The 20098-nt window shown below is 68.6% G+C and carries 16 protein-coding genes and 3 pseudogenes; 13 read left to right on the top strand and 6 right to left on the bottom strand.

Annotation, left to right across the window (positions count from 1 at the left end; genetic code table 11):
- Positions 1-24: 24 nt before the first annotated feature.
- The 3 genes from ACVCAH_RS32700 (at position 25) to ACVCAH_RS32690 (ending at position 4747) form a co-directional block, all read left to right on the top strand.
- Positions 25-1710, top strand: a complete 1686-nt coding sequence (locus ACVCAH_RS32700) for a hypothetical protein (RefSeq protein ID WP_447140099.1) — start codon at positions 25-27, stop codon at positions 1708-1710.
- A complete protein-coding gene (locus tag ACVCAH_RS32695) occupies positions 1707-2942 on the top strand; it encodes a KH domain-containing protein (protein ID WP_447140098.1) in 1236 nt (411 codons plus the stop codon). Before ACVCAH_RS32700 ends, ACVCAH_RS32695 begins: the two co-directional genes overlap by 4 nt.
- A gap of 257 nt (positions 2943-3199) precedes the next feature.
- Positions 3200-4747 carry a vWA domain-containing protein gene (locus ACVCAH_RS32690; RefSeq protein WP_447140097.1) on the top strand — a complete coding sequence of 516 codons (1548 nt, stop codon included), beginning with the start codon at positions 3200-3202 and terminating at the stop codon, positions 4745-4747.
- 365 nt (positions 4748-5112) lie between these two features.
- On the opposite strand, the gene ACVCAH_RS32685 is transcribed toward ACVCAH_RS32690, so the two are convergent.
- From ACVCAH_RS32685 to ACVCAH_RS32670, 4 genes and pseudogenes are all read right to left on the bottom strand, one after another.
- Positions 5113-6399 (bottom strand): IS110 family transposase, encoded by a 1287-nt coding sequence (locus ACVCAH_RS32685; protein WP_447140115.1) that lies wholly within the window; start codon positions 6397-6399, stop codon positions 5113-5115.
- Between the two features lie 238 nt (positions 6400-6637).
- Positions 6638-7100, bottom strand: a pseudogene (locus ACVCAH_RS32680) (tyrosine-type recombinase/integrase); the annotation flags it as partial.
- A 317-nt stretch (positions 7101-7417) separates the two neighbouring features.
- Positions 7418-7798, bottom strand: a complete 381-nt coding sequence (locus tag ACVCAH_RS32675; protein WP_447140096.1) for a VOC family protein — start codon at positions 7796-7798, stop codon at positions 7418-7420.
- Between the two features lie 884 nt (positions 7799-8682).
- Positions 8683-9476 (bottom strand): IS5 family transposase gene (locus tag ACVCAH_RS32670; protein WP_447140114.1). Its coding sequence is split into 2 segments (ribosomal slippage): positions 8683-9143 and positions 9143-9476, totalling 795 coding nucleotides; the frame shifts between segments, so codons are not numbered across the junction.
- Between the two features lie 513 nt (positions 9477-9989).
- On the opposite strand from ACVCAH_RS32670, the pseudogene ACVCAH_RS32665 reads away from it, so the two are divergent.
- The 7 genes and pseudogenes from ACVCAH_RS32665 to ACVCAH_RS32635 form a co-directional block, all read left to right on the top strand.
- Positions 9990-10796: pseudogene (locus ACVCAH_RS32665) on the top strand (IS5 family transposase); the annotation flags it as partial.
- Between the two features lie 232 nt (positions 10797-11028).
- Complete coding sequence (locus ACVCAH_RS32660; RefSeq protein WP_447140095.1) at positions 11029-12312, top strand: IS110 family transposase; 1284 nt, start codon at positions 11029-11031, stop codon at positions 12310-12312.
- A 269-nt stretch (positions 12313-12581) separates the two neighbouring features.
- Positions 12582-12773 carry a hypothetical protein gene (locus ACVCAH_RS32655; RefSeq protein WP_447140094.1) on the top strand — a complete coding sequence of 64 codons (192 nt, stop codon included), beginning with the start codon at positions 12582-12584 and terminating at the stop codon, positions 12771-12773.
- A 95-nt stretch (positions 12774-12868) separates the two neighbouring features.
- The gene (locus ACVCAH_RS32650; protein WP_447140093.1) at positions 12869-13300 is read left to right on the top strand and encodes a hypothetical protein; all 432 of its coding nucleotides are present in this window, start codon (positions 12869-12871) and stop codon (positions 13298-13300) included.
- Positions 13301-13589: 289 nt separating this feature from the next.
- On the top strand, positions 13590-14285 hold the full coding sequence (locus tag ACVCAH_RS32645; protein WP_447140092.1) for an MOSC domain-containing protein: 696 nt from the start codon (positions 13590-13592) through the stop codon (positions 14283-14285).
- Between the two features lie 249 nt (positions 14286-14534).
- Positions 14535-15038: a hypothetical protein gene (locus tag ACVCAH_RS32640; protein WP_447140091.1), complete on the top strand. Its 504-nt coding sequence runs from the start codon at positions 14535-14537 to the stop codon at positions 15036-15038.
- Positions 15039-15325: 287 nt separating this feature from the next.
- Entirely contained in the window at positions 15326-15520 is a 195-nt protein-coding gene (locus ACVCAH_RS32635) for a hypothetical protein (protein ID WP_447140090.1), read from the top strand.
- Between the two features lie 15 nt (positions 15521-15535).
- Here ACVCAH_RS32635 and ACVCAH_RS32630 read toward each other — a convergent pair whose 3' ends face one another.
- Both ACVCAH_RS32630 and ACVCAH_RS32625 read right to left on the bottom strand, forming a co-directional pair.
- Positions 15536-16048 (bottom strand): hypothetical protein, encoded by a 513-nt coding sequence (locus ACVCAH_RS32630; RefSeq protein WP_447140089.1) that lies wholly within the window; start codon positions 16046-16048, stop codon positions 15536-15538.
- A gap of 180 nt (positions 16049-16228) precedes the next feature.
- Positions 16229-17225, bottom strand: a pseudogene (locus tag ACVCAH_RS32625) (glycoside hydrolase family 11 protein).
- A 605-nt stretch (positions 17226-17830) separates the two neighbouring features.
- On the opposite strand from ACVCAH_RS32625, the gene ACVCAH_RS32620 reads away from it, so the two are divergent.
- The 3 genes from ACVCAH_RS32620 to ACVCAH_RS32610 all read left to right on the top strand — a co-directional run bounded on the left by ACVCAH_RS32620 (position 17831) and on the right by ACVCAH_RS32610 (position 20025).
- Positions 17831-18277 carry a hypothetical protein gene (locus tag ACVCAH_RS32620; protein WP_447140088.1) on the top strand — a complete coding sequence of 149 codons (447 nt, stop codon included), beginning with the start codon at positions 17831-17833 and terminating at the stop codon, positions 18275-18277.
- Between the two features lie 223 nt (positions 18278-18500).
- On the top strand, positions 18501-18872 hold the full coding sequence (locus ACVCAH_RS32615; protein ID WP_447140087.1) for a hypothetical protein: 372 nt from the start codon (positions 18501-18503) through the stop codon (positions 18870-18872).
- A 46-nt stretch (positions 18873-18918) separates the two neighbouring features.
- Positions 18919-20025, top strand: a complete 1107-nt coding sequence (locus ACVCAH_RS32610) for an IS630 family transposase (protein ID WP_447140086.1) — start codon at positions 18919-18921, stop codon at positions 20023-20025.
- The last annotated feature ends 73 nt before the right edge of the window (positions 20026-20098 follow it).

Genomic DNA, 20098 nt, shown 5'->3' with positions numbered 1-20098 from the left:
GCGTTCCCCGCTCCCGGGGGACTCATGCTTGTCAGCTTCTCCCGCACCGGCCCTTTGCGGCACCGCATCCTCAAGGGCTTCGTGATCGCGGCCGGTGACCCGGCGGCGGTCACCGCGGCGGTCGTCGCCCGCGGGGTGGAACTTGGCCTGCTGCGGCTGCACACCGCCGGCCGGTCGCCGGGCGCGATCTGGCTGGACACGGGGATGGTCTGGCTGACGGACCCGCTGGCCCGCTCGCGGCTGCGGCAGGCGCTCGCCGCGGGCACGGCCTCGCTCGCCGCCGCCGTCCGGGCCGCGGGCGGCCGCCTGGCGCCCGGCGGATGGCTCGGATCGCGCGGCGCGGGGGAGTGTCTCGTCTCCGATTTGCACGCCATCGAAACGATCACCGACACGCAGCGGGAGATCTGCGCGAACCTGCTGCGGTCGTGGGCGCCCGAGCTGATCGCGCTGACCGGCCAGCCCTCCTTCGGCGGCGACCGAGTGCACGGCATCGGCTCGCGCCGCCTGGCCGACTCCGGCGAGCACCTGTCCACCCGATATCTCGCGTCGGCTAGCCCCCGGCACCTCGGGCGGGTGCGCGACAGCCTGCGGCGCGACGAGGGTGTGTCCCGGCTCGAGCTGATGGATGTCAATCCCGTCGGGCTCGACGACACGGTGCCCAACGTGGTGCTGCGGTGCGTCGACGCGCAGCTGCTGCCCTCGACCGTGCTGGCGCACGCACTGCTCGTGCAGGCCCTCGCCGTGCACGCCCGCACGCTCGAACGCGAGGGCCGCCGCGTGCCCGCGGTGCCGCAGGCCGTGCTCGACCACAACCGGTCGCGCGCCATCTCCGCCGGGCTCGCCGCCACCTTCGACCCGCTGACCGACCGGAGCCGCCGCGACCGGAACGACCGCGTCCCGCAGGCCCAGCCCGTGCCGGCCCGGGAGCGCGCGCTGGCGCTGATCGAGGACGTCGTCCCGCAGCTGCGCGCCCTGCGGGTGATGCCGGACGAGTTGGCGCCCGTGGCCTTCGGACTCACGCTGGCCGGCGCGCACCCCACGGCTGTACGCAAGGAGAGCGACCTGCTGCGGCAGTGGTCCGGCCTGGATGACGCGGACTTCTTCGGCAACGCACAGTGGCTCGAGCAGGATCACCTGACCGCGGCCAACACCCGGGCCTTTCCGGGAGCGACGGCGCTGGCCCGCAGCTACTGGGCGAGCCGGCTGCGCCCGTCTCCGAAGCGTGCCGCCGCGCCGCAGCCGCGCCGCCCTTCCGCCGATGACCTGCTCGCCCGCCTCGGCGACCAGGAACTGTCGGCCCGCGACGTCACCGCCGCGCTCGCCGCCTACGCCCGCGACGGCGGCCCGGCCGACCTCCTGCCGGCGCTGCGCAGACTGGCCGACGACAGGGCCAAGGCCATCCGTCGTACGCTGCGGCCCGGTCGGGCCCTGACCCGCGAGTCGACCGCCGTGCCGGCCGATTGGGACCGGGACCAGGCCGCCGAGGTGCAGCGCCTCGCCGGCAAGGACGGTCGCGCGATGCTCAGCGTCAAGCTGCCCGCCGACCGGCGCAACGCCGCCGTCGCCGCCGCCCGCGACCACCTGCGCCGCCCGCCTGCCGGGATGGCCGTCTTCCTGCTGACCAACGCCGCCTACCGCGACCCCGGCTGCGGGCAGCGGGCCACAATCGAGTTGCTGCTGGTCGACACCAGCGTGGAGGTCGCCGGATGAGACCCTCCGTCCTGCTCATGCTCGACCTGCGCGAGTACGGCGCCGCGCCGTCCGACGAGGACGGCTGCCGGCGGCTGTGGGCACAGGTCGAGCCCGAGCTGACCGGCCGGTACCTGCGTGCCGACGACACCGTGACCGTCCGCCGGCCGGAGGGCGTCATCGGCGCCGTCGTACTGGAGACCGACCCCACGCTGGCGGGGTGGACAGGGCCGGACACCACGTTCGCCGTGTGCGGCGTACTTGAGCGGCCGAAGCTTGTCTACCGCTGCGGCTCGTGCGCCGACGCCGGGCAGGTGCGGTACGGCCCGTTCGTCTGCTCCGGTTGCGGCTCCACGGACACCCGCCGCCGCGTCTGCGACGAGCACGTCGTCATCCTCGACCTGACTTTCGCGCGGACCACCTGCCCGGCGCACGTGCCGTCCTGCGAGTGCGGGCGCACCGCCACGTTCTGGTGCTCCGGGCCTGGCTGCGGGCGCGCGAAGGCCTGGTGCGACCGGCATCGCCGACGCCATCCCGGCGACGAGCTAATTTCTTACTGCCCCGGCTGCTACGACCGGCGCTTCCCGACCTGCTCGGCGGCGAGCTGCCGCAGCATCGGCAGCATGTCCTGCGAGTTCGGGACCGGCTCCGGCTCCTGCCGGACCCGGGTCTGCCCCGGGCACGCCTTCCGCTGGCAGGTGTATGGGCCCAGCCGCCGCGGTCTGGTGCTCTGTCCCGGGCATCACGCGCAGCTCCCCGCGCTAGCGCCCGACGAGCTCGTGCGGCAGGTCGTAACCGGCACGCTCGGCCGTCGCCGGGACCGCTCCCGTACCCCCCGGCTGCCGCGCCTGTCGCTCTTCCAGCACATCTTCATCAACGGGCAGCGGCGGCTGCTGACGGTCCCGCAGCTGTACGAAGTCACCGACCGGGTCTACCGCACGCAGCGGGCGAATCGTCCGCTCGCCGCCCTGATTGAGGAGCACCGCCCGGGGTGGGAGCGGGAACGCGACCAGGCCCACGTCGCCGAAAGGGAGGGGCAGCGCCACCTCGCCCGGCTCTGCCAGGCCCTGACCGACCTCGGTCGCGGCGACCTCGTCCCGCACATCTCACTGTCGATCTTCAAGCCGCACGCCAACGAGCTGTGGGTGCGCGTCCCCGACCACCTCAGACCACGTTTCATCGGGACCAAGGGCGCCACCATCAACGCGCTGCGGCAGCGTCTCGATCTGCGGATCAACCTGGAGAAGCTTTGAACGCCCGTTGGAACTCCGACAGGCAGCGCCTGGTGATCGTGACCGGTGCGGGCCTGATCGACGCCGACTGGATCGCGGTGAGCGCTCGTGACCTCGCCGGCGACACAGCCGGCCTGCTGACCGCCGGAGACCGCCGGACGGGCGTACGCCTCTTCGCCCGCCCGGAGCTGCCCTCCGGCGCCGTCGCGATCGGCGCCGGGCTCGCGGCCGAGCTGGGGCTGGCCGATGGCCAGCCCGGCTGGACGCTGACGGCGGCCGTGGCCATCGAGGCCGCCCGGCTCACGGTCGAACCGATGACCGACGGCTCGATGCAGGATCTGTCCCGGGCCATGCTCAACGCGACCGACCTGTCCGGCCGGGTGATCCACCTAGAGGACGACGACTCGGCATGGATCACCATCGCCACCATGCCGTTCAGGGTCCGCGCCGCCTTCGGCAGCGACGGCCGGCCCCTCGACGGGCTCGTCAGCATCGGCCGCGGCACCGAGCTCTCCCTTTACGGCAAGAGCGGGCGCACCGGCGTCGACATCGTCGTGCTGGCCGACTGTAGCGGTTCGATGAACCTGCCCGACGTGCCCGCGAGCAGCGGCGAGGACCCGTACGGCTGGCAACTCGGCACCACCGCGAGCGGGACGATCAGCCGCGCCGACGCCCAGAAAAGGGCCCTGCTGCGCCTGCTCGACGCGCGGCTCGAAGCGTCGGGGCGACCGGCCCGCATCGCGCTGGTCCGCTTCGGCACCTCGTGCGAGTTGATGTTCCCTGCCGGTGAGGGCATGGCCGAGGTGAGCGCCGACAGCGGCCCCGAGGTCGCGCAGCTGTTCCGCTCGGCCGTCGCCCGGCTGCAGCCGCAGCCGCAGAACACCGACATCGGCGGCGCGCTGTACTTCGCCTCCGAGCTGCTGCACCGCCACGGCGTCCCCGGCAACGACCAGCTGATCGTCCTGATCAGCGACGGCGCCGAGTTCAACCCGAAGGGCGACGACGCCACTGGCGAGGCCATCGAGGTCACCCGCGACGCGGTGTCGCTCATGGACGAGCTGCGCCAGGTCGCCGGCATACGGCTGCACGCGATTGGCATCAGCGACGGTCCCGCCTTTCAGCGCTGGTGCGCGCGCGAGCGCGGCGGCTCGTTCGAGCGCTGGATGGTCCCCGACCATCGCCTGCTGGGCAACCTGGTGCAGGTGGGCGGCGGCGACCCCAGCCGTATCGGCGGCTTGGACGTGCTCGAGGACTACTTCCGCAGCCTGGGCGGCGGCGTCACGACACGCATTGGTGTGCCCGCGGAAGCCCGCAACCTGCCGGCGGTGCAGCAGAATCTTTCCGCGCTGGCCCGCCGCCAGCTCGGCGTCGGCCAAGCCGAGCGAGCGGCTTTCGCCCGAGTCGCCGACGAGATCCGAGACCAGTACGCCAAGTGCCTCGACGTGGCGGGCGTCCGCCCGGATCTGCGCCTGTTGCGCCCACCCCGGAACGCCGACCATCTCCGGGAATTGGGTGTGGCGGTGCAGTCGCGTACGGAGCTGAAGGGCTGGAGCGACCAGGCGGAGCAGATCTTCGAGCCCCGGCCGTCCGGCCTGGAGCCGAGCCTGGAGGCCCTGGCCACCGATCGTCGCCGCGAGTCGCTGCGCCAGGTCAACGCCTCCGTCGCGGAGGAGGACGCTCACGGCTGGTTCAGCGTGCAGTCGCAGCTGGCGGAGATCTTGCGCGCCCTGCTGGCCGACATCCGAGACGCGATGGAGGTGGTCGTCCACACGGCCCCACCAGCCACCGATATCCCCGACGAGACGTGGTACAGCAGGTACGACTGACCAGCCGGATCGCGGCGATCAGGCCCCGGGGCGATGCAGGCGTCAGTCGTCGCGTTGGGAAGGTGACGGCAGGAAGTCGATGGCCGCGGGGGAGTGGTGCGACAACTCCTTTTACTCGGTTGGTTTATGCTTCAGGCGACCTGGGCAAACGTGCGCGAGCATGCCGCTGGGCCACCGGACTACTGGGGGTCAAGGGGTCGTCGGTTCGAATCCGGCCGTCCCGACACAGGTGAGGGGCCATCTCGGAGGTTCGAGACGGCCCCTTTGTCGTACCTGGGTGACTGACTCGAAAATCACGGAGCGCGTGGGCAGGCGATAGCGTCCGGCGCAGCGGAGCGGAGCCGGACTCGGGTGGTTGTTGGGCGTCAGGCTGCGGTGGGTTGGTTCGGTCCGAGGGTGAGGGTGACCTGCTGGCCGGTGAGGTGCTCGAGTTGTCGAATCAGGTCCCGTTGCCGGCGCCGGCTGTTGAGTCTGGTCTCGTGGTAGCTGGGGCCAAGGTCGTGGTAGCGGGTGTCGGGGTTGGACAGGACGTGCCAGATGATCGTTAGTACTGAGTTGCCGACGGCGACGATGGCGCGCTTCTTCCCGCGCCGCCGGGCCAGGCGGCGATAGCGTTCGCTGAGGAAGGTGTCGGTGCGGGCCAGGCCGGCGACGATCTCACCGAGGGCGCCGGCCAGCCATGGGTTGCCTTTGCCGGTGGAGGCGGTTTTTGCCCGGCCGGCTGACTGTTTGTCGATCGGGGCGAACTTGGCCCAGGACACCAGGTGCGCGGCGGTGGGGAACACGGTCATGGTCACGCCGATCTCGGCTATCAGTTCCTGGGCTGAGCGAGGTCCGATGCCGGGTATCTCGTCGAGCTTTTCGGCCGCTGCCCTGAACGGGGCGATCAGCTCGTCGATGCGGGCATCCAGGGTGGTGATGTCCGCGGTGAGACCGTCGATGCGGCGTAGCATCGCGGCGCAGATGAAGGCATGGTGGTCTTCGAAGTAGCCGGTCAACGCCTGGCGCAGCTGCGGGAGCTTGGCCCGCATGCGGCCGTGGGCCAGGTCGGCGAGCATCCGTGGGTCACGCTCGCCAGCGATCATCGCGTCGAGCATCTTGCGACCGGACATGCCGTGCAGGTCACTGATGACCGAGTCGAGTTTGATCTGGGCGTCCTCGAGCACCTTCTCCAGCCGCTGCTTTTCCCGCGTCTGGTCGCGGACCAGACTGCGCCGGTAGCGGGTCAGGTCGCGCAGCTGCCGAAGGGCTTTGGGTTGCACCAGGCTGGGTCGGCACATGCCCCGCTCGACGACTTTGGCCAGCCATACCGCGTCCAGCTTGTCGGTCTTCGGCCGGCCCGGAACGTTTTTAACGTGCCGGGCGTTGAGCAGCCAACACGTGAAGCCCTCTGCCTCCAGCAGGTAGAACACCGGCTTCCAGTAGCTGGAGGTGGCCTCCATCGCCACCAGTTCGACTTGCTGGCAGCGCAGCCAGTCCGACAATCCGAGCAAGGCCGGGGTTGTAGTGGCGTACTCCCGGACCTCCTGTACCCGGCGGCCCGAGTTGGTCCCGTGCGGGATCCGCACGCACGCGACCAGCCCTGCCTTGCCGATGTCGATGGCGCACACCCGCGTGTGCTGGGCTACCGGCTCCTCGCTGATCTCGTTCATCACACCGCCTCACCTCGGGTTGCGAAGGCGGCTGCCCGCGGGAACGGCACAGGGGGAAGGGCAGAGACGGACTCGCGTGCTCGAAGCGACAATGCAGGGCCCCTAAGATCACGCTCCCAGCGTCAGGCTAACTGACGGTCTCACAGACCAATGTCACTCGACGTCGGCGGGCAACCAGCCTGATTTTCACGCCCAGCACGGGCGTCACCAAGGGGAACATCGGAGGCTAACTGAGTGACTACGCCTCAGCGTCGAAGATTCGGTCCATGACGACCGCCCCGCCTAGGAGCACCGGCCGCAGTTGGTGCCGGTAGACGCTATCGGTGACGGTCGTGCCGGAGTGCCCGCAGAGGTCCGCGATCTGCTCGATGCTCACACCGCTGTCGGAGAGCAGCGAGACGAAACTGTGCCGCAGCTCGCGGGGTGTCCAGTCGCGCGGGTCGAGGCCCACTCTGGCGACGACGGGGCGGAACGCTCGCAGCACGTTGTGCCGATCGAGGGCGGTGCCAGCGGCGGAGACGAAGAGTGAGGGGTGGGCCGGCAGCCGGCCGGGCCGCGCGGCCACGTGCCCGCGCGGCGTAAGGGAGCGCACGCCGGCCGCGTCGGCGAGCTGGCGGCGGTCGCGGGGTTGCGGCTAGTGCGCCTCCGGCGGGGGCGCTCCGGCTCCAGGATGGCCGGGGCTCCGTCGGCGGGTCGCGGTCCGCGGGTGGTTGCGGTAGCGCCATCCCACCGCCGAAGACCCGGGGCGAGCCGAGCAGACCGCCGCCGGGACCGCCAGCGTCCGTCCGTGCGTCAAGGCCGTCTTGACGTGGCGGCCCCGACGTCGGCCCGCTCCCACAAGGGCGGGTCGACGGCGACGGGATGGCGAGGTTCCGCTGGCTGGGCCAATGCCTCACCAACACGCATGCGACACGGGGCAGGTCGAGCATCCACCCGGCCCCCCAGCTATTGATGGGGTCGCCAGATCTTGTCGGCGGCTGCGGGGTGGCGGCTGCGTCGATCGTTCGGGCGAGGGCCGTCAGAGTGGGTCGAGGCGGCGCTTGAGCAGGCAGAACTCGTTGCCTTCTGGATCGGCGAGGACGTGCCAGGACGCCTCCGCGGGCTGACCGATGTCGACGAGTTTGGCCCCGGCGGCCAGGAGGCGCTCGAGCTCGGCGTCCTGATCGCGGTCGGTGGGGTTGACGTCGATGTGCAGCCGGGCATGCCCGTTCTTCGGCTCGTCGTTGCGGATGAGGAAGATCGTCGGCTGCGGCCCGCCGAACCCTTCGCGCGGACCTATCTCGATGTAGACCCCCTCTTCGCGATCGAGCTCTATGAAGTCCAGGACCTCGCACCAGAACCGCGCCAGCACCTCGGGGTCGCGGCACTTGAGCACGAGCTCACTGATACGGCATGCCATTGACGAAACCTACTCTCAGCATGGAAACTGCCGGGGCGGCCGCACGCGGATCTCATGGGCTCCCTGCAGTGCGAACAAGCTCGCGATCGTACCGGGCGAGGCGAGCGGGGCTGGACGAGGGTGCCCGTCGGGCTGAGCCCTGGCGGTCGTCATTCAGCAGGAAGTCAGCGAGACGCGCGACAACAGCCGTCAACCGTTGGTACGGGACAGCAAAGTCCCGGACGACAACACCAGTCGTCGGCATTGATCAGCAAGCATCAACTGTGTGGAGCCGCCTTTGTGCAAGGCAGCGTTAGGGATCGGGAGGGTCGCCGAGGGGTCGACCGCTACGCGACCCCAACGGGCCGCAAGATGAGCACGACCGGCACCTCAGCCCACCAGGCCGAGGGAGGCCTCGGCACTTAACGGTGCGAGAGCCAGCCCCTTTAATCCGCTGGTCGCCAGATGCGGGGTGTAGCAGCGCCTGTAGCAACGATGACGGACGACGGCGCACGACCACGGGCTCTTGGCGGGTCGATCGGGGCGGCCCGGCTGGCGATGGACGCAGTCGGACGGCTGCCCAGGACTTACAAGCGAGGGGTCGGAACGCCTGGCAGGCAGGGCCGTGCAGCTCGTTGACCAGGCCCAGGCCGACCCCAGGCCGCGGAAGGGCGGACCGCTCGTGACGGGGACAGCGAAGACCGCCAGCTCTGGCTAGGGTGCCTCGAATGGAACCGCCCACGGTCGATGCGAGTGTTCCCCTTAAGGGCCTGTGCTGCCTCCTCGCCATGTTCGTCGGCGGCCCACTCCTGATCCTGCTGAGCCGCGTTGGCCAGAAGAAGGATGCTTTGCGCCCTCACCGGGACGCGCCGCGAGCCGACGAGCGGGTGGGTGACTAAGAGGTCCTAACAAAGTCGTGCGACGTGCCGGTACGTGATGATGCAGGTGGCCAGGGCGAGGAAGGCTTCGTGGATGTCGTCGCGGCGTTCCCAGCGGATACGCAGCCGCCTCATGCCGTGGTACCAGGCGATCGTCCGCTCGACCACCCACCGGAACACACCGAGCCCGGAGCCGTGGGGCTGGCCGCGACGAGCGATGCGCGGGCGGATGCCCTTGCGGCGTACCGCCTTGCGGTACTTGTCGTGGTCGTAGGCGCGGTCGGCGAACAACGCGTCGGGGCGCTGGCGTGGCCGTCCGCGCCGGGTGCGTACGGGCGGGATCTTGTCGATCAGCGGGAGTAGTTGGGTGACGTCGTGGCGGTTGCCGCCGGTCAGCGACACGGCCGGGGGGATGCCGGCGCCCTCGGTCAGGACGTGGTGCTTCGAGCCCGCTCGGGCGCGGTCGACCGGGCTCGGGCCGCTTTTGGGCCACGTCGGGCGGCCCGCACATGCGAGGAGTCGATCACGGCGCGGGACCAGTCGAGCTTGCCGGCGCCGTGCAGTTCGGCCAGCAGCAGCTCGTGCAGCCGCTGCCACACCCCGGCCCGGTTCCATTCCTCCAGGCGCCGCCAGCAGGTCATCCCGGACCCGAATCCGAGCTGTTGGGGCAGGAACTCCCACTGGATGCCGGTGTGCAGCACGAACAGGATCCCGCACAGCACCTGCCGGTCCGGGATTCGCTTACGTCCCGGGTGCCGTGGGTTGCGCTCACGTTTGGGCAGCAACGGCTCGATGCGCTGCCACAGCCCGTCCGGCACGATCCACGGCGGCTACTCGCCACGCCTCACGGCACGACATTGTAGATCACCCTCTACAAGGGATGGAAGGCCCAGAGATCATTTTGTTAGGACCTCTAACTGGGTGACGATCACGACGGACGCTGGCGGACGACCCTGCATACCGGGGGACCGTCGTAGCAGCTCAGCAGTTGTAGAGCAGCAGGTCATGGACCCCTTGTTGGGTGCCTGGGGGTCAAGGGGTCGTCGGTTCGAATCCGGCCGTCCCGACGCAGGTCAAAGGCCATCTGGAATCTTCCAGGTGGCCTTTTCTGGTCTTGTACAGCAGCGAAGTACAGCAACGGCTCATTGATCCAGGCTCTCGGCCGATTTCCCCCAGGGCTTGGCGGGTAGCCTTGGACGAGACCTGGCTCTAGGCCGTGTTTGGTAAAGGGGTCGGCGGGTGGTGAGGTTCCGGCGTGGCGGTGATCGATAAAGGTTGAGGTCTCCGGTAGATCGGTTAGCGACCAAGCAAACCGAAGACCGACCGGAGACCTCGTGCCCAGCGTAGCGGCGACGAGGCGGCACGACCTCACCGACGCGCAGTGGGCGGCGCTGGAGCCTGCTCTGCCTGGCAGCTCGGGCAAAGGACGACCGCCCAAGTGGACCAAACGGCAGATCATCGACGGGATCCGGTGGCGAGTACGCACTGGAACCCCGTGGCGCGACGTGCCCGAGGCGTACCCGCCCTGGCAGACCCTGTACGACTGGTTCCGGCGCTGGCAGCGCGACGGCACCTGGGCGAAGATCCTGGCCGAGCTGCAAGCTGACGCCGACGCCGCCGGGAGAATCGACTGGACAGTGAGTGTCGACTCGACGGTCAGCCGAGCGCACCAGCACGCGGCCGGCGCCCGCCGCGACGGCCACTTGCAGAAGGAGCCGCCGGGCGGGCTGCGGACCGAGCCCGCTGATCATGGGCTGGGACGGTCCCGGGGCGGGCTGACCAGCAAGACGCATCTGGCTTGCGAGCAGGGCCGCAAACCGCTCGCCATGGTGATCACCGGCGGGCAGCGCGGTGACAGCCCGCAGTTCATCCCGGTCCTGCGCAAGATCCGTGTGAAGCGGGTTGGCGGCGGCCGGCCGCGGACTCGCCCGGACCAGGTGCTGGCCGACAAGGCGTACACCAGCAAAGGCAACCGTGGTCACCTCCGCGCTCGCGGGATCAAGGCGTGCATCCCGAGCAAAGCCGACCAGGACGCCCACCGTAAGGCCAAGGGATCCAGAGGCGGCCGACCGCCCGCGTTCGATCCGGTCGTCTACCGGCAGCGTCACGCCGTCGAGTGCGGTATCAACCAGCTCAAACAGTCTCCGATGACTGTGTCGTGACGCCCGTGCCGTGCGTGAAAATCGGGGGTGGTCACCCGCCGACGTCGAGAGTGCTTGGTGCTTCGAGCCCGTCAAACAGTCTGACGCTGGGAGCGTGATCTGGGGGCCCTGCATTGTTGCTTCGAGCACGCGAGTCCGCCTCTGTTCTTGCCCCGCAACGCTTCTGCGGGTGACCGCCTGGTCAATTCCGTGCGGGTGAGAGGTGGTGGCTGTGGAGGAGATCAGCGAGGAGCCGGTGCAGGTGGTCGCGCGGGTGTGCGCGATCGATATCGGCAAGGCCGGTCTGGTGGCGTGTGTGCGGGTGCCCCACGCGAGCCGGCCGGACCGGCGGGTGCAGGAAGTACGTGAGTACGCCACCGTGACCCCGGAGTTGCTGGCGCTGGCCGACTGGCTACGCGTCGAACGGGTCGAGCTGGTGGCGATGGAGGCCACGTCGGATTACTGGAAGCCGGTGTTCTACCTGCTGGAGGCGGAGGGCTTCACGTGCTGGCTGCTCAACGCCCGTCATGTCAAGAACGTGCCGGGCAGGCCCAAGACCGATCGGCTGGACGCGGCGTGGCTGGCCAAGGTCGTCGAGCGGGGCATGTGCCAGCCCAGCCTGGTGCACCCCAAACCGATTCGGCAGTTGCGTGATGTGACCCGCTACCGGCGCAGCCTGATACGGGAGCAGACCAGGGAGAAGCAGCGGCTGGAGAAGACCCTCGAAGACGCCCAGATCAAGCTGGACTCGGTCATCAGTGACCTGCACGGGGTGTCGGGTCGGCAGATGCTGCGGGCGCTCATCGACGGGCAGCGGGACCCGAAGGTCCTTGCTGAGATGGCCCACGGGTCGATGCGCCGCAAGATCCCCCAACTGAGGCAGGCGTTGACCGGCCACTTCGGCGAGCATCACGCGTTCATCTGCGCCACCATGCTGCGCCGGATCGACGCCCTCGCCGCCGACATCGCTGACCTGGACGCCCGGATCGAGGCAATGATCGCCCCTTTCGCGCAGGCGGTGGAGAAGCTGGATGAGATCACCGGTATCGGCGTGCGCTCCGCCCAGGAGATCATCGCCGAGATCGGCGTGGACATGACCGTCTTCCCCACCGCCGCGCACCTGGTGTCCTGGGCCAAGTTCTCCCCGATCGACGCCCAGTCAGCCAGCCGCAAGAAGGGCAACTCCACCGGCAAAGGCAACCCGTGGCTGGCCGGCACCATCGGCGAGACCGTCGCCGGACTCGCCCGCACGAACACCTTCCTCGGAGAGCGTTACCGCCGGCTGGCCCGCCGCAGGGGCAAGAAACGCGCGATCGTCGCGGTCGGCAACTCGGTGTTGACCATCATCTGGCATGTGCTATCCGACCCAGGCACCCACTACCACGACCTCGGCCCCGACTACCACCAATCGCGGATCAACAAACAGCGCCGGCAACACGACCTCATCCGCCAGCTTGAACACCTCACCGGCCAGAAGGTCACCCTCCAGCAACCCGAACTACCCACCGCGGCCTGATCCCACCAGACCACGAGCCCGGCTCCGCTGCGCTACGCCGGGCGCTGCCGCCTGCCCACTCACTCACCGATTTTCGAGTCAGCACCGCGCCATGGCCACCAGATACGACAAACTCGCCGTCCGTTACGAAGCCACCGTCACCATCGCCGCGATCAACCAATGGCTATGACCCTTGCCAAACACGGCCTAGATCTCAATCGTGATCGAAAAGCCCGCATGTCTCAGGATCGCCAATCGCGATCCGGGGATGGGCGTCCAGGTCGACCACGGTGACCTGGTTCGGCGGCCTCGCCCTCACCCGCGAGGACGACGGCACCACCACACTTCGCGCTGCCGTGAGGGACCAGGCCGAGCTGCACGGCCTGCTCACCAGGGTCCGCGACCTCGGCGTAACCCTCATCTCCCTCACGTCCATCGACGCCGCGCGCGACCCCGATTCCCAGGAACAGCAACACCAATAGACAGCCCGGGTCCACGCGACGGGGCCGACCCCCACGCCCCGATCACGTACTTCGGCGCGACCGCCACCATCCCGCCTCGACCAGGAGTGAATCCCATGGCTACCCTCACTGCCGCCGCACCCGCTATCCATCCCGATCTGTCGCTGACCCGCCTGCACCTGATGCGCGCCGGCTACCTCCTGATGGGTGTCGGACTCGCCCTGGTGAAGTGGCCGCTCCTGCCCGACGTCGCCACCCTGCCGCTCTACGAGGGCGTGACGCTCTGCATGTTGACCGCCATGTCCCTCTTGGCGTTTCTCGGCCTGCGCTACCCGGTCAAGCTGCTTCCCGTGCTGCTCTTCGAGTCGCTCTGGAAGCTCTTCTGGCTCGCACTGGTCGCCCTCCCCCAAGCCATCACCGGTGACCTCGACGCGGCCACGACCGAGACCGTGGTCAGTTGCTCCCTGGTTGTCGTCATCCTCGCCGTCACCCCGTGGCGGTACGTGTGGCGGAACTACGTACGCGCCACCGGAACCCGGTGGCGGTGACCAGCCCGATGTTCCTGAGGTTTCCGCTCGCAAGCATCGCTTAGCCTCCGGACGCTTGCGAGCGACCTGGGCAAGCGTGCCGTGAGCATGCCGCTGGGCCACCGGACTACTGGGGATCAAGGGCTCGTCGGTTCGAATCTGGCCGTCCCGACCCAGGTCGAAGGCCATTCGGGATCTTCCGGATGGCCTTTCCCCCGGGTGGCCTTGGATGAGACCTGGCTTTCTCAGGACGCGCGTGACACGTCCGGTTAGATGATCTTCCTCGGGTTGGCGATCTAAGGTGACGTCGATGAAGCTAGCCGAGATTCGCCGTTATCCGATCAAGTCATTGCTCGGTGAGCGGCTCACAACAGCTGAAGTCGACCAGCGAGGCCTCGTTGGTGACCGCTTGTGGGCCGTGCGTGACACGGACGGGAAGCTGGGCAGCGGGAAGAGCACCCGTCGGTTCCGGCGGATGCAGGGCCTGTTCACGCTGCGCGGACACTCTGGCGATCCGGTGCCGGTCGTCGAGATGCCAGACGGAAGCCGCTTCGCTGCGGACAAGCCTGCGGGGCATGAGGCTGTCAGCGAGGTGCTCGGCCATCGCGTGACGATCGAGCGCGAAGCGGAGGTCATGCACCATGACGAGGGTCCCGTAAGCCTCATCACCACCGCCGCCCTACGGCGACTTCATGACCTGTTAGGGGAGCCGGTCGACCCAGTGCGGTTCCGGGCGAATCTGCTCGTCGACGTCGCGGGCAGCGACTTCCCGGAGGATGGCTGGCTCGGGCGAGCCGTTCGCATCGGTCCCGAGGTTGCGTTGCGGCCACGCCGGCGGCTTACCCGGTGCGTCATGATCGACCTCGCGCAGGAGGACGCCCCACAGCATGGACACCTGTTGCGGACCGTTGCCGAGCACCACGACATGACGTTCGGCGTCTGGGCGACCGTCGAGCGCCCTGGTCGTATCCGGCTTCAGGACGCAGTCAAGGTCATCCCGGGCTGAGACCCCACCAGGCCCCGCGGAGTGTCACGCAGGCCGTGATACCGATTTGTCGCCGAGGTCCGAGACCGGACAGCCGGCCGCCGGCGATGCCTGGTCTCGCATGATGGTTGACGAGACGGCGTCGCAGGACGCTTGACGCCAGGTCGAGATCGATAAGTTCTGGTGCCTGGGTCGATGGTAGGGCGAGGCCGTCCCGGAGGTGACGGTCGCGCCGCAGGGTCCCGGCCGTCGGATGGCACGATGCGTGCTGTGAGTTGGCACTTGCTGATGGCACCGCTGCATACGGCAGTCGCAGACGGTGGACTCGAGTGGGCAGCCGGGGCTGAGTCGTCCTTTGGCGTGCCCGAGGAGCCACCGGCGGCCCGTGAGTTGCCGACGGTGGCGCAGGTCCTGTCCGCGTTCCGGGAGGCCGGCTGTCACGGCGTGCCGTGGTTCCAGGTCGCCGGGCATGACGTGGCAAGCCGGCTCCCTGGCTGCCCTGAGCCGGCCACCTGCGCATCGATGGGCGGCCTGGACCTGGGTGAGGTCAGTCTGGGCGTCGATGGCGCAGACGGCGACGAGCCTGTGGAGCTGGACCAGGCCGTGACCGACATCGGTTTCCGCAAGCCGTCCGGCACTGCGGTGCTGGCCGCAGTGGTGGCGCTGGCATCGCAGGCGGGGCCGCTGCTGGTGTTCGATGACAGTGGCGAGCACGTGTTCGTGGTGTCGCCGGGTGACGAGCCGGCCCACCTGGCCACGCTCTGGCCGTGGTAGCCGCCAGCGCGGAAAACCCATCCAGCGGCGACCGTGATCTGGGGTTGGCCTTCGTGCGGTTCAGGTCGGTGGTGCTGCGGCGGGGGACGGCTGTGATGACGGTGCCGGCGCCGTAGACGGTGACGGTGTGCTCGTCGAGGGCGACGGACACGTCTCGCCGGCCTTCCCCTTGGCGGCCTCCTGTTGCCGGTAGCATGCCGCAGCGCGGTGACGCAGATGGGCGGCAGCGGTAGGGGAGCGCCCGTCGTCGCCCCCAGCGGGTGTGGCCCGCCGGGTACGGTGACCGCGTGGAGGAACGGCTACTTCTCAGCTCGTCGTTCGGCGCAGCGGCGGCCGCATACGCCGAGCACCGCCCGGACTACGCGCAGGCCGCGGTGCGTTGGGCGCTTGAGCTTGCGCCCGGCCCGCGAGTGCTCGACCTTGGCGCCGGAACCGGCAAGCTGATCGCCGCGCTGGTCGCGCTGGGTGCCGCCTACAGGTAGCGGGGTACCGAGCCGCTACGTCCAGTTCTGCTTCTCCCGCGCGACCAGAACGACCAGCCCGCCGCCGATGACGATGGCGAGCGCGCCGACCGGAATCAGCGTCCAGGAGGCGAGGAACGACAGCGAGCCGTCGGTGTGGCCGTTCTCTGCTACGAAGTGCTCCGGGTCGGTCGGGTCCACCCACACCGTCAATTCCTGCGGGGGTGTGCTGCGGCAGCCGGTCAACCCCGCGCAGGGGATCCAGCCGTAGTACTGCGACCCGTCACGGAGGTAGGAGACCTCGATCCGATCGACGCCACTGCCCCGGCCGCCGCCTCCCGCCCGGTCGACGACCGTGGCGGTGACCGGCACGCCCTCGGCACGCAGCCGGTCAGCTTCAGACGAGACATACCACCGGTAGCTGAGTGAACCACCGAGTAGCCCGAGCCCGACCAGCAGGGCGACCAGCCCCAACAGACCTGTCTTCCGTCGAGCCGCCGCCGCGTCGGCGGCCGGCACCGCGGGCACCCGACGCCGCTTCCTCGTCACGACAACCCCCCATCTGCGCAGCAACCTTATGGCCGGGTTGGAGAGCTGCACCAGCTCTCGTCGAGGCCGTCGCGTTCCACCGGTGGGTCGCCGCGCCAGCGCCGTTCTTCTTACCTGGGGACCCGAGGACGCGGGGTGGGGCGCCGATCCACCGTCGGCACCCCACCCCGGGCATCAGGGTCAGCCGGTCGCGCAGCTCGCGGTGGGTGTGGTGTTGTTGCCGTTCTTGTAGAGCGTGATGCCGAAGTTGTTGCCGTTGCCGTTCGGGCGGGCCGTGAGGGTGCCGCTGGTGCCGCTGATCGAGGCGTTCCAGCTGTTCTGCAAGCTCTGACCGCCCTGCGTGTAGATGGTGGCGACCCAGTTGCTGCTGCCGCTGACCGAGAAGTTCACGTTGAACCGGTCGCTCCACTCTTGGCCACGGCTGACGCTGACCGTGCAGCCGCCACCGGGCGGCGGGGTGGTGGGGCCGGGGGCAGCACCGCCCACCGTGATGTTGGAGCTTCCGCTGCTCTGGTAGCCCTCGGTAGCCATGATCTGGTAGTCGTGCGTGCCCAGGTTCATTCCGTAACGGGCCCACGCGTCGAAGTGGTTGCCGGCCGTGATGGTGCCGCCCACCCTCTTCGACTGCCGGACGCTCCAGTACTGATAGAAGGTCCTGGTGCCCTCGATGGAGGGCGCGTTGACTCGCTGCGTCCGGTAGATGTCGTACGTACCGCCGTCGCTGGTGACAGTGCCTATGAACCCCTGACCGCCTGCGGGACGGTAGGTGCCCCAGCTGTCGACGATGTAGTACTCGACGAGCGGGTTTCTCGTCCAACCGTAGAGGGTCAGGTACGCGTTGCCGGACGGGTTGAAGGTGCCGGAGTAGGTCACGGTCCGGCGTGCGCCGGGATTCCAGCCCTTACCGGCGACGAAGTTGTTGAGGTTGCTCCATTGGGTGCTGTACTGGCCGCCGCTACCCATGGTCATGGAGACGTTGCCACTGTCTTTCCCAGAAGGAATAGAAGTAGCCGTTGTGGGTGCCGGTCGAATTCGACGTCACGGTCTGGGCATGGGCAGGGCCCGACAGGATGGCCGTGGTGGCGGCCGTGACCAGGGCGACGGCGCAGGCACCGCCGATGAGCATCCTGAGGCGTCCGCGTCCGCGACTTCTCGATCGGATGGGGGCGTCGTTCATCTGGTTGCTTCCTCCTCGTGAGGGCTGGCGGGAGGCCAGCAGCGCGGTACGACCCGGCGAGGGCTCACGGTGGCCGCGGTGGCGGCCACCGGATGGTGGCGTCGTACCGACCGGTGGTGGTTGGCCGGTCGTCCTGCACGACGACCGGAGGAGCAGGTCGCGGTAGTTGCATCGACGCTGATGGATTAGCGACGGCGCCAGTATTGGTCGCACCGCATTGAGTTGTCAACAACTCTCGGAAACGTTGTGGAAACCCTATCTGCGCAGAGGATCTCGGCAGGCCTACGTCCAGGCAGGTGAAGCGGCATGCAGGCTCGATCAACGTTCGGGGCTGACCTCTCGGACCTCTGGCTTCAAGATGCACGCCCGACCCGAGCTCGCCACAGATTCCGGAAGTCTTCCGGACGAATCTGATGATCACGCTGTCGACTTCGTTGACCGTTGCCGTCCGCGCAGGCTCTACGCCGATCGCGGCTACGACCACGGCCGCTCGCAAGCCCCGAAACCACCGGTTCCGGAGTTGATCAAGACATGGGCATCGGTTAGCGTGCCCGCCCGTGAAGCGTTTTCGTGCTACCTCCGCTGTCCTGATCTGTGCCTCCCTGATGGCCGTTGCCGCGTGTGGTGGGGAGGACACCGCGACCACGGCCGGGTCCACGCCGTCCGCGGCACCCTCCTCTGCCGCCGCCGCGTCCTCGGCGCCGGCCTCCTCGGCTGCGACGGGCGGCAAGAGCGACAAGGAGCTCTGCGAGTCTGCGAAGAAGGTCGGGGACGAGATGAAGGCGGCGCTCGTCGCCGCCATGCAGGCCGGCGACCCGTCGCCGGCCGTGTTCAAGCAGATCCTGACCGATCTGGACCAGAAGATGACCTCGTTGGTCTCCGCCGGGCACGACAGCAAGGTGGCTACCGCGATCAAGCTGTTCGGCGCGGAGGCGTCCAAGGCGGCAGCGGCCGCGGATCCGGCGACCGCCGCCGACAACCCCGCCTTCGAGAAGGCCGGCGCGGACATCACCGCCGCCTGCAAGACCGCCGGAGTGAACGTCAACTTCTGACGGGGCCCTCAGCCGTCGACTCGCCGTCATCGCCGCTGTCACCGGGGTGCCACATTCTGGCCCCCGGTGACAGCGGCGATCGGCTTTCGCGAGCTCTGGCAGGGTGGGGACGACTGGTGGACTCGTCCCGTGTCTCGACGCGGATGGTCGGAGCCACGATCGATGGGACCATCGTGACGTGACGGTCGTGCAGCTGCCCGAGGGTTCCTGGTGAGACTGGGAGGTGGATGAATGGAACGGGTCGGAACTGCGGATCGCCGCCGGCTACGACTTGGCCTACCACCACGGCTTGGAACTGGTCTTCACCGACGTCGACTATCTGGCCTGTCCGACCCGGTTCTCCCATCCGCAGTTCCGTGCGCCGACCCTTGACGAGTGCGAGACCGTGCGTCGCTACGTCGGAGCGGAACCGCCGCTGGTCGTGGCGTTCGACGTTGAAGCCGGGGCGGGTGGGGGAGTCCTTCCCTGTGTCGTCGCGGCAGGCTCCGTCGAGGTCGTGACGGGGCTGTTCTACCGCTACTGGCGGGAGGACCTCAAGGAGGGGGAGCGGTTGGCCCCGTTCGTACGACGGCCCGACAGAGGCTCTGACACCTAGTGTCCCGAGTCGTTGATTCGTTACCAAAGTTGGTTAGGCTGTGGGTATGCCGCGAACGGGTCGCCCGAAAGCCGAGCTTATGTTGTCCGATGTGGAACGTGAGACGTTGCTGTCGTGGTCGCGTAGGGCGAAAACGGCGCAGGCGTTGGCGTTGCGGGCGCGGATTGTGTTGGCGTGTGCGGAGGGTACGACGAACAAGGACGTCGCCGCGGCGTTGGGGGTGTGGCCGCAGACGGTGAACAAGTGGCGGGCCAGGTTTGTTCGTGACCGGCTGGAGGGCCTGTCGGACGAGCCGCGCCCGGGCGCGACTCGGAAGATCACCGATGAGCAGGTCGAGGCGGTGATCGTGAAGACACTCGAAGAGGCGCCGACCAACAACGACACGCACTGGTCGACACGGTCGATGGCCAAGGCCGTCGGGTTGAACCAGACCGCGGTCTCTCGGATCTGGCGGGCGTTCGGCCTCAAGCCGCATCTGGTGGACACGTGGAAACTGTCCAAGGACCCGCAGTTCATCGAGAAGGTCCGCGACGTGGTCGGGTTGTATCTCGACCCGCCCGACAAGGCCATGGTCCTCGCGGTCGACGAGAAATCCCAGATGCAGGCGTTGGACCGCAGCGCGCCGACGCTGCCGATGATGCCGGGTGTGCCTGGGCGGCAGACCCACGACTACATCCGGTACGGCACCACCAGCCTGTTCGCGGCGCTGGACGTGGCCACCGGCAAGGTGATCGGCCAGCACCAGCGCCGCCACCGGCATCAGGAATTCCTGCGGTTCCTCAAGACCATCGACGCGAACACTCCGCCCGAGTTGGATCTCCATCTGATCTGCGACAACTACGCCACCCACAAGACCCCGGCGATCAGGACCTGGCTGGCCGCGCATCCCCGCTTCCACCTGCATTTCACCCCGACCTCGGGCAGCTGGCTCAACCTGGTCGAGCGCTGGTTCGCCGAACTGACCCGCCGCAAGCTACGCCGCAGCAGCCACCGCAGCGTCAAAGACCTCGAAACCGACGTCAACGCCTGGATCGAGGCGTGGAACGCCGACCCGAAACCCTTCGTCTGGACCAAGACCGCCGACGAGATCCTCGACAACCTCGCCAACTACTGCACAAGACTTAATCAAACAATCAACGACTCGGGACACTAGACGAGTAATTCCTAAGTCAGTCCGGGGCTGCGGATGCAGCGAAGGGTGTTGATGATCCGTTTGTGACGACAGA

The organism is Micromonospora sp. LZ34 (assembly GCF_052981855.1).
The sequence above is the reverse complement of the archived record's forward strand: the minus strand, read 5'-3'. Positions and strand labels throughout refer to the sequence as shown.

Bases quoted from the DNA above. Each gene is read 5' to 3' on its own strand.
- ACVCAH_RS32700 (WP_447140099.1), top strand. From the start codon at position 25: ATGCTTGTCAGCTTCTCCCGCACCGGCCCTTTGCGGCACCGCATCCTC.
- ACVCAH_RS32695 (WP_447140098.1), top strand. From the start codon at position 1,707: ATGAGACCCTCCGTCCTGCTCATGCTCGACCTGCGCGAGTACGGCGCC.
- ACVCAH_RS32685 (WP_447140115.1), bottom strand. From the start codon at position 6,399: ATGAACGAGATCAGCGAGGAGCCGGTAGCCCAGCACACGCGGGTGTGC.
- ACVCAH_RS32675 (WP_447140096.1), bottom strand. From the start codon at position 7,798: ATGGCATGCCGTATCAGTGAGCTCGTGCTCAAGTGCCGCGACCCCGAG.
- ACVCAH_RS32650 (WP_447140093.1), top strand. From the start codon at position 12,869: ATGGCTACCCTCACTGCCGCCGCACCCGCTATCCATCCCGATCTGTCG.
- ACVCAH_RS32645 (WP_447140092.1), top strand. From the start codon at position 13,590: ATGAAGCTAGCCGAGATTCGCCGTTATCCGATCAAGTCATTGCTCGGT.
- ACVCAH_RS32620 (WP_447140088.1), top strand. From the start codon at position 17,831: ATGGCCGTTGCCGCGTGTGGTGGGGAGGACACCGCGACCACGGCCGGG.
- ACVCAH_RS32610 (WP_447140086.1), top strand. From the start codon at position 18,919: ATGCCGCGAACGGGTCGCCCGAAAGCCGAGCTTATGTTGTCCGATGTG.